This is a genomic window from Rhodococcus sp. R1101, from assembly GCF_000278445.1.
Taxonomy (GTDB): domain Bacteria; phylum Actinomycetota; class Actinomycetes; order Mycobacteriales; family Mycobacteriaceae; genus Rhodococcus; species Rhodococcus gordoniae.
Genome location: NZ_AJVB01000339.1, coordinates 1 through 4,172, shown reverse-complemented (window position 1 = coordinate 4,172; position 4,172 = coordinate 1). Strand labels below are relative to the sequence as shown.

Below are 4,172 nucleotides of genomic sequence, written 5' to 3'. Positions count from 1 at the left end.
GATCCTGTCGGCCAGTCCGTCGTCCTGGGTCTACTCGTCGGAAGACCGTCGGAATCTTCGGCGCGACCTGGCTCGCGATCCGGTTCGGTCTCGCGACCCGCCCGACCGGGCTGATGTGGGGCGACGTGTTCGCGCTCGCCGTGATCGGCGGCATCGGATTCACGGTGAGCCTGCTCATCGCCGAACTCTCGCTCGGCGACATCCACGGCGGCGAGCCCGCCGAGATCGCCAAGGCCGCCGTGCTGGTGACGTCTTTGATCGCCTCCGTCATCGGGTCGGCGCTACTGTTACGGCGTGGGCGCGCCCACCGCCAACGGAACGAACCAACCGAAGGGGTCGAGTAGTGAGCGTGACGAACGCGAATCGTCCGGAGAACGGAGTCCCGTCGAGCATCTCGGGCATCCCGTTGACGAAGGTGGACGCTCCGACGCCCCGCGACGCCAGTGTGGGCGAACTGGTGCGCGATGCGGCGACACAGCTGTCCACCCTGTTCCGCGCCGAGGTCCAGCTCGCCAAGGCCGAGGTGACCGGTGAGGTCAAGAAGGGCGTGCAAGGCAGCCTGTTCTTCATCCTCGCGCTCGCCGTGCTGACCTTCAGCTCGTTCTTCTTCTTCTTCTTCCTCGCCGAACTGCTCGACATCTGGGTGGCGCGCTGGCTCGCCTTCCTCATCGTCTTCCTGATCATGGTGGTGGTGACCGCCCTGCTGGCCTTGATCGGCTATATGCGGGTGCGCAAGGTGCGCGCACCCAACAAGACCATCGACTCGCTCAAGCAGACCGCGTCGATCCTCCCGAACAGCCAGGACGGACACGACTCGGCCGGCCCCCGCCACGCCGCGCCGCGTCACGCCACCCGCTGACCACCGGATCGTCAGTGCCCGTCCCCGACCCGTCCACGGTCCGATATCCCGGACCGTGGACGCATCGAGACATCCACGCCAACGGCATCCGATTCCATGCCGTCGAAGCCGGCCCGCACGACCCGGACACACCGCTCGTGGTGTTCGTGCACGGCTTCGCCGACCTGTGGTGGTCGTGGCGCCACCAGCTCACAGCCTTCGCGGAGCTCGGCTACCGGGCCGTGACCGTGGACCTGCGCGGTTACGGCGACACCGACAAGCCGCCGCGCGGGTACGACGGATGGACGCTCTCGAACGACATCGCGGGTCTGATCCGCGCGCTCGGCCATACCGAGGCGATCCTCGTCGGTCACGCCGACGGGGGCCTCGTGTGCTGGGCGACCGCGGTGCTCCATCCCACTCTCGTGCGGGCGATCGCGGTCGTCGACTCCCCGCACCCGATCTCGCTGCGCGATGCGACGCTGCGCGACCGCGCGCAACGCAAAGCCCTGCTGCCGACCTTCCTCGCCTACCAGCTGCCGTGGCGCCCCGAGCGGAAACTGGTCCGCGACGACGGCCGGGAGATCGAACGGCTGATGCGCGTGCGCTGCGGCCCCGACTGGCGACGCACCGGCGAGTTCGCCGAGGTCGTCGACCGGCTTCGTTCAGCGATCCGCATCCCGGGCACGGCTCACCTGACCCTCGAATACCAGCGCTGGGCGTTCCGCAGTCAGTGGCGTCCCGACGGGCGCCGGTTCATGAAGGCCATGGACGTCGAGCTCACACTGCCGATCCTGCAACTCCACGGCGCACTGGATCCCTATGTCCTGGCGGCGACACTCCGTCGCTGCGTGCGACACGCCCCCGGCCGGATCCTGAAATTCGTCGACGGGGCCGGCCACTACGCCCACCAGGAGAGGCCCGACGCGGTGACGGCGTTGCTCGCCGACTTCATCCGCACGCTCGACTGAATCCGCCCCGGGTGGGCGGCCGGACGATGCGGGCCGTCAGACGATGCAGGCGCCGGTCGCGACCGGCTGATTCCTTCCGGCCATCGCCAGCTGCCGGCTCACCTCTGCACCGGTGAGGACGAAGCCGGTATCGGTGTCGTCGACCGCCGCCCCGAAGACCATCCCGAGGACGTTGCCGGACGGATCGACCAGCGGACCACCCGAATTACCCTGACGAATCGTGCCCCGCACCGTGTACACCTCACGTTCGACGGTGCCGCCGCGGTAGATGTCGGGGCCCTGCAGATCGAGTGTCTCGCGGATCCGCGCCGCGCTCGCCGTGTACGGTCCGCCACCCGGATAGCCGAGCACGATCGCGTCGTCGCCCGACTCCGCGGCCTCCGACTCGAAACGGAGCGGCTGCGCGGTCAGTCCCGGCACCGCGAGGATCGCGACATCCACTTCCGGGTCGAACAGCACGACCGTCGCGTCGAGCGGTCCGCTCTCCGTATCGACGGTCACCGCCGCGGTTCCTGCGACGACGTGCGCGTTCGTCATCACCCGTTCGGGTGCCACGACGAAGCCGGATCCCTCGAGCGCCTTCTGGCAGCTGGGCGCGACACCGTTGATGCGCAGCACACTCGTCTGCAGCCGGGCCGGCACCGATCCTTCGAGCAGAGTGCCGTCGGGTACTTCCACCTCGGCGATCGGGGTGCGCCCGAACGGTCCGATCACCTCGGGCAGGCCCGATGTGTCGAGCAGCGCCGAGAACTCGTTGGGGATGGCGCGCATCCAGTCGGGCGCGACATCGTCGACCGTCCCGAGCACATCGGAACCCCGAACGGCCGCGGAGACAGCGGGCTGGGTCGCGGCGGTCAGAGGGATGGCGAGCAGCCACGCGGCGACGAGCACCGCGACCGACTGCAGACCGGCGCCGACGACACTGTCCACCGCCCGCGCACCCGGACTGTGGATGCCGCTGCGCGCGGCACGGCCCAGCACCATGCCGGCCACCTCGCCGATCACGACCAGCACCACGATCAGGGCGATCCCGGCCAGGATGCGCATGCGGGCGTCGTCGATGTGCACGAGCACGTGCGGGGCGATGAGGATGCCCGCGACCGCACCGAGCAGCACGCCCAGGAAGGCCAGAGCCGAGGCGACGGCTCCCTGCCGGAGCCCGGAGGACGCGGCGATCAGGACGATCACCACGATGATCAGATCGATCCAGCCCGATCCGGTCATGATTCGACCACCCCCGTCTCCACTTCGGTGAGCACGACGTCCAGATCACGGACATCGTCGTGATCCCACTCGATCTCCCAACCCGACACCGCGAACAGACCCGCGAGCACGCCCGCGGTGAAACCCCAGACCAGCATCCCGTCCACCTGGAAGGCCGGACCCTGATAACCCAGCCGGTGCCGGACCTGGAACCGGTTGTCGGGGTCGAGCAGTTCGTGCAGCGACACCCGGACCACGCGGGTGGCCTCCCGCGGGTCGACCACACCGACGGGACTCGGAGTCTCCCAGTAGGCGACCACAGGTGTCACCTCGAAGCCGGAGGGTGGGATGAACAGTTCGGGAAGCACCGCGAGCGGCCGGATGCCGGACGGGTCCAGGCCCGTTTCCTCCTGTGCCTCCCGCAACGCGGTGTGGATGGCTCCGTAGTCCTCCGGGTCGGCAGCGCCCCCGGGAAAGGCCACCTGTCCGCTGTGCTGCCGCAGCGTCGCGGCCCGTTGGGTGAGCAGGACGTCGGCGTCGGTGGGCAGTCCGCCGCGGGCGATGGGGTCGGCCGTCGGCGACCCGCCGAACAACACCAGGACCGAGGCCTGCCGCACCCGCGCGTCGCGGGGTGCGCGACGGTTCAGGATCGGGTTGAGACCGTGGGGGTCGGCCGGGGACACCGAGGCGACACGCCGGAGCCATTCGGGGATCACGCGGCCACCCCCAGATGCTCCTCGACGAGCGAGGCGACCTCGTCGGCGGACCGGAACGGGATCGGCAGCACCGCGGCGACCGATCCGTCCGCGCGGAGCAGCACCGTCACGGGAAGGACAGCAGGCGCGCCGACGGCGGCCTGGACCCGTCCGGATCCGTCCTGGACACCCGGCAATCGCACGTCGTAGTCGGCGAGTTTGGAGAGCGCGTTCGACTCGTTGGGATCGGTGTGGACGGTGACGACCGTGACCGCGTCGCCGACGCGGGCGGCGTACTCCTCGAGCACGGGAAGTTCCTCGGCGCAGGGGCCGCACCACCAGGCCCACAGGTTCACCACGGCGGGCCTGCCGGCCAGGGCGGCCGCGAGGTCCACGGAGGATCCGTCACCGACACATTCGAAGACCAGTCCGGCGAGCGGACCGGCGGCAGGCCCGGGCACGCCC

Annotated in this window: 5 protein-coding genes and 1 pseudogene; 3 read left to right on the top strand and 3 right to left on the bottom strand. The window is 69.8% G+C overall.

Going from position 1 to position 4,172, the window contains the following annotated elements:
• The 3 genes and pseudogenes from R1101_RS0117350 to R1101_RS0117340 all read left to right on the top strand — a co-directional run.
• A pseudogene (locus R1101_RS0117350) lies at nt 1-344 on the top strand (Na+/H+ antiporter NhaA); the annotation flags it as partial.
• On the top strand, nt 344-859 hold the full coding sequence (locus R1101_RS0117345; RefSeq protein WP_016934631.1) for a phage holin family protein: 516 nt from the start codon (nt 344-346) through the stop codon (nt 857-859). The pseudogene R1101_RS0117350 and the gene R1101_RS0117345, both read left to right, overlap by 1 nt.
• 14 nt (nt 860-873) lie before the next feature.
• Nucleotides 874-1,809, top strand: a complete 936-nt coding sequence (locus R1101_RS0117340) for an alpha/beta fold hydrolase (RefSeq protein WP_016934630.1) — start codon at nt 874-876, stop codon at nt 1,807-1,809.
• 36 nt (nt 1,810-1,845) lie between these two features.
• Here R1101_RS0117340 and R1101_RS0117335 read toward each other — a convergent pair whose 3' ends face one another.
• From R1101_RS0117335 to R1101_RS0117325, 3 genes are all read right to left on the bottom strand, one after another.
• Nucleotides 1,846-3,033 carry a MarP family serine protease gene (locus tag R1101_RS0117335; protein ID WP_016934629.1) on the bottom strand — a complete coding sequence of 396 codons (1,188 nt, stop codon included), beginning with the start codon at nt 3,031-3,033 and terminating at the stop codon, nt 1,846-1,848.
• Entirely contained in the window at nt 3,030-3,728 is a 699-nt protein-coding gene (locus R1101_RS0117330) for an NUDIX hydrolase (protein WP_016934628.1), read from the bottom strand. Before R1101_RS0117330 ends, R1101_RS0117335 begins: the two co-directional genes overlap by 4 nt.
• Nucleotides 3,725-4,172: TlpA family protein disulfide reductase (locus R1101_RS0117325; protein ID WP_016934627.1), on the bottom strand; the 448-nt coding region annotated here is incomplete at its 5' end. The genes R1101_RS0117330 and R1101_RS0117325, both read right to left, overlap by 4 nt.

Bases quoted from the DNA above. Each gene is read 5' to 3' on its own strand.
- R1101_RS0117335 (WP_016934629.1), bottom strand. From the start codon at position 3,033: ATGACCGGATCGGGCTGGATCGATCTGATCATCGTGGTGATCGTCCTG.